This is a genomic window from Aeromonas sp. HMWF017, from assembly GCF_003061465.1.
Classification (GTDB): domain Bacteria; phylum Pseudomonadota; class Gammaproteobacteria; order Enterobacterales; family Aeromonadaceae; genus Aeromonas; species Aeromonas veronii.
This window is the reverse complement of record NZ_QAJD01000145.1, coordinates 28,200-32,320: the sequence shown is the minus strand read 5'-3', so window position 1 is coordinate 32,320 and position 4,121 is coordinate 28,200. Positions and strand designations below refer to the sequence as shown.

Here is a 4,121-nt window from a genome sequence, read left to right as displayed (position 1 = left end):
GATCACTACCATGTACTGATCGACCGTCTCTTGCAGGATCCGGCCAAGATCGTCCTGTGGCCCCAGCTTTCTGCGGATCCGGTCCCGCAGCTCCTTGAGCTCCAGATACTTGTTGCGCGGATCGAAGCCGAGGGGGAGGGAATCATAGAAGTGCCTGTCGATAGCGGGCAGCTCCCTGCCACCGCTTGCCAGAAAGCGATCCTGCAGATGGCGTGGCCATTTGATGGCATCCAGAATGCGGATGGGTTTTTGCAGGATGAGCAGCTCATCCGAGAGTGATTTCAGATGAAGGCGATACTTTTCTTGGATAGTCATGGGGCCCCCTGTGGGGCAAGCGTCATCGTGGATTTGGCTGAGTATATGCATAGCGCTTGCCAAAAAGAAGCGAGCCGCAGGGTTATCGGGTTGGCGTGCTTTTTGTTGATAGCAAATTGGTTTAGACTGCGCCCCTTGATCCCAATCTTGTCGTGGAAATGATGAATATCCCCAGCTCCGAAATGATAATGCGTTGGTTGCAACAAGCTCGTATCGAGCACTATGTCTGCGACCAGTGTCACGGTATCCACATTGTCTCTTTGCAGTCGGTCGATGGTATTCAGGAGAGCCGGATCTTCGTGGAAGAGGAAGGCCTGCTGTTCTCCTCCGAGCTGGAAGTGCGCCCCTCCGCAATGCTGCCGCTGGTTGCCGAACTGGGCCGACTCAATATGCAGTACCCCTCCCTCAAGGTGTTCCTCGATATCATCGATGACAACCTGCCGCGGCTGGTGGTCGGTCACACCGTCTTTACCAAAGCCGGACTCAGCGTCGAGCAGTTCCTGCTGTTCGTGCAAAGCACCATCGCGGCCACCCACGAACTGGTTGCCGAATGCGAACGTTCCGGCTTCCTCAACCTGCCGGAAATCCAGGTTGCACCGGAATCTGTGCATTAAGTGTTCGAACGGTTCGTCAGGTGAAAAAAGCCATTGACGCGGGCGGGGCTTTCCCCTAAATTACGCCCCGTTCCAGCGCAACAGCGTAGCGAACACCGTGTTGGCTGAACACGTTAAACCACAGGCCAAAATTTGGTGAGGTGTCCGAGTGGCTGAAGGAGCACGCCTGGAAAGTGTGTATACGGCAACGTATCGAGGGTTCGAATCCCTCCCTCACCGCCAAATTGCAAAAACCGACCTGATGGTCGGTTTTTTGTTTATAAGCGCCATCTTGATGTGGTGCTGGCAGTGCGAAGCGATAAACCTCGCTTGGTTTGTTCGGTGTCGCGGCTCGTCTTAATAAAGTGGCCATGCAGAATAGTCAGTGATTTGCTGCTGCGAATTTGGCGCGCACCGCCACAGTGCACTGTCAGATTGAAAAGCCCTGATGTTTCCATCAGGGCTTTTTGCTATCCGCGTTTTTGCTAGCGCTGTGGGCAAGCCGATGGCGATGGGGGGCTGGCTCGGGTATAGTCCTGCGCCAATGGCGTTATCCAGTTCAGCTGACCCGCGGTTATCGAGAGAGTGGTGCGGGTTGGCCAGTGTGAGGTGTGTTATGAAGTTCAGTCCCCTGCTCGATGAGATGATGAAAGCCCTGCAGGTATTGCCGGGGGTGGGGCCCAAGTCTGCCCAGCGGATGGCCTTTACCCTGCTCGAGCGCGAGCGCAGCGGCGGCTTGCGGTTGGCCCAGCTGCTCTCTCGTGCTCTGACCGAGATCGGCCACTGCAGCCACTGCCGCACCTTTACCGAGAACGATCGCTGCGATATCTGCGCCAATCCCAAGCGCGAAGAGAACGGCCTGCTCTGCGTGGTGGAGAGTCCGGCGGACGTGGCCGCCATCGAACAGACCGGTCAGTTTTCCGGCCGCTACTTCGTGCTGATGGGCCATCTATCGCCACTGGACGGCATCGGCCCGGAGGAACTGGGGCTCGATATTCTGGAGCGCCGGTTGAAGGATGAGCACATCAGCGAGCTGATCCTCGCCACCAATCCCACCATCGAAGGGGATGCCACCGCCTGGTATATCGCCGACATGGCCCGTCATGCCGGGGTAGAGGTGAGTCGCATCGCCCACGGGGTGCCGGTAGGGGGCGAGCTGGAGCTGGTGGATGGCACCACGCTCTCCCATTCCCTGATGGGGCGCCAGCGCCTCAAGTAAGGGGCGGGTGGCAGCAGGCAAGTCGCGAAAAACTGAACATAAAATCGGCGGTTACACGCCAGCAGGGGGCAAATGAGCAGGATTGCACATTCGCCCCCTTGATATTTGGATCGCTGTCCCCATCTAGGTTGGGCATATGTTCAACCCGATGTTTCTGAGGATTGGTCCATGACCCAAAGTGTTCATGCCGAAACCCACGGCTTTCAGACTGAAGTCAAACAACTGCTGAGCCTGATGGCTCACAGCCTCTACTCCAACAAAGAAGTATTCCTGCGCGAGCTGATCTCCAACGCATCCGATGCGGCGGACAAGCTGCGCTTCAAGGCGCTTTCCGATGCCTCTTTGTTCGAAAACGACGGCCAGTTGCGTGTGCGTCTGGTGGTGGACAAAGAGAAGCGTACCCTGACCATCTCCGATAACGGGATCGGTATGACCCGTGATCAGGTGATCGAGCACCTGGGTACCATCGCCAAGTCCGGCACTGCAGAATTCTTCAAAAACCTCTCCGGCGATCAGGGCAAGGATTCCCAGCTGATCGGTCAGTTCGGGGTCGGTTTCTACTCCGCCTTTATCGTGGCCGACAAGGTGACCGTGGTGTCCCGCGCCGCCGGTACTGCTCCGGAGCAGGGCGTACAGTGGGAATCGGAAGGCGAAGGCTCCTTCACCGTCGCTGACGTAACCAAAGCCGGTCGCGGTACCGACGTTATCCTGCACCTGCGTGCCGAAGAGGACGAGTTCCTCGACGACTGGCGTCTGCGCTCCGTGGTTAGCAAATATTCCGATCACATCAGCGTGCCGGTAGAGATGTTCAAAGAGGGAACCCCGGATCGGGAAGAGGATGGCGAAACCATCGTCGGCACCCCGGGCGAGTGGGAACAGGTCAACCGCGCCACTGCACTGTGGACCCGCAACCCGAAAGATATCAAGGACGAGGAGTATCAGGAGTTCTACAAGCACGTCGCCCACGACTTTGAAGATCCGCTGCTGTGGGGTCACAACCGTGTGGAAGGGGCGCAGGAGTACACCAGCCTGCTCTACGTACCGGCCCGCGCACCGTTCGACCTCTACAACCGCGAGCAGAAGCACGGTCTGAAGCTCTACGTACAGCGCGTCTTCATCATGGATGACGCCGAGCAGTTTATGCCGACCTACCTGCGCTTCGTCAAAGGGGTGCTGGACTCCAACGATCTGCCGCTCAACGTCAGCCGCGAGATCCTGCAGGACAACAAGGTGACTGCCTCTCTGCGCAAGGCTTGCTCAAAGCGCGTGCTGACCATGCTCTCCAAGCTGGCGAAAGACGATGCAGAGAAGTACGCCAAGTTCTGGAAAGAGTTCGGTAACGTGCTCAAAGAGGGCCCGGCCGAGGATTACGCCAACCGCGAAGAGATCGCCAAGCTCCTGCGCTTTGCCAGCACCGCTGGCGAGGGCGAAGCCCAGACCGTCTCTCTCGAGGATTACGTTGGTCGCATGAAGGAAGGCCAGCAGAAGATCTACTACATCACTGCTGACTCCTATGCCGCTGCCAAGAACAGCCCGCACCTCGAGATCTTCCGCAAGAAGGGTGTCGAAGTGCTGCTAATGTGGGAGCGCGTGGACGAGTGGCTGATGAGCCACCTGACCGAGTTCGACGGCAAGCAGCTTATCTCCGTCACCCGTGGCGAACTGGATCTCGGCGATCTGGAAGACGAAGCCTCCAAGCAGGCGCAGATCGATGCCGAGAAGGCCAACGCCGGTCTGGTGGAGCGGGTCAAGAAGAGCCTGGGCGATGCAGTGAAAGAGGTGCGTGTCACTCACCGTCTGACCGACTCACCTTCTTGCATCGTCACCGACGCCTACGGTATGAGCACCCAGATGATCAAGCTGATGCGCGCGGCCGGCCAGCCGGTACCGGAGCAGAAGTACATTCTGGAGCTCAACCCTGACCATGCGCTGGTGAAGAAACTCGACACCATCGAAGACGAGGCGCTGTTTGGCGAGTGGGTCACCCTGCTGCA

At 58.0% G+C, this 4,121-nt stretch carries 3 protein-coding genes, 1 tRNA gene and 1 pseudogene; 4 read left to right on the top strand and 1 reads right to left on the bottom strand.

From position 1 onward, the window contains the following. Nucleotides 1–315: pseudogene (locus tag DBR30_RS22270) on the bottom strand (flavohemoglobin expression-modulating QEGLA motif protein); the annotation flags it as partial. Between the two features lie 158 nt (nt 316–473). Between DBR30_RS22270 and DBR30_RS14965 the strand changes: the two are divergent. From DBR30_RS14965 to htpG, 4 genes are all read left to right on the top strand, one after another. After that, the gene (locus tag DBR30_RS14965; RefSeq protein ID WP_005337119.1) at nt 474–929 is read left to right on the top strand and encodes a YbjN domain-containing protein; all 456 of its coding nucleotides are present in this window, start codon (nt 474–476) and stop codon (nt 927–929) included. 134 nt (nt 930–1,063) lie between these two features. Beyond that, nucleotides 1,064–1,151, top strand: a tRNA-Ser gene (locus tag DBR30_RS14960). A gap of 373 nt (nt 1,152–1,524) precedes the next feature. After that, on the top strand, nt 1,525–2,127 hold the full coding sequence (gene recR / locus DBR30_RS14955; protein WP_042062229.1) for a recombination mediator RecR: 603 nt from the start codon (nt 1,525–1,527) through the stop codon (nt 2,125–2,127). A gap of 168 nt (nt 2,128–2,295) precedes the next feature. Beyond that, the coding region (htpG, locus tag DBR30_RS14950; RefSeq protein ID WP_375135852.1) for a molecular chaperone HtpG at nt 2,296–4,121 on the top strand (1,826 nt) is incomplete at its 3' end.

Coding starts and splice junctions, on each gene's coding strand:
- recR (WP_042062229.1), top strand. CDS start 1,525: ATGAAGTTCAGTCCCCTGCTCGATGAGATGATGAAAGCCCTGCAGGTA.
- DBR30_RS14965 (WP_005337119.1), top strand. CDS start 474: ATGATGAATATCCCCAGCTCCGAAATGATAATGCGTTGGTTGCAACAA.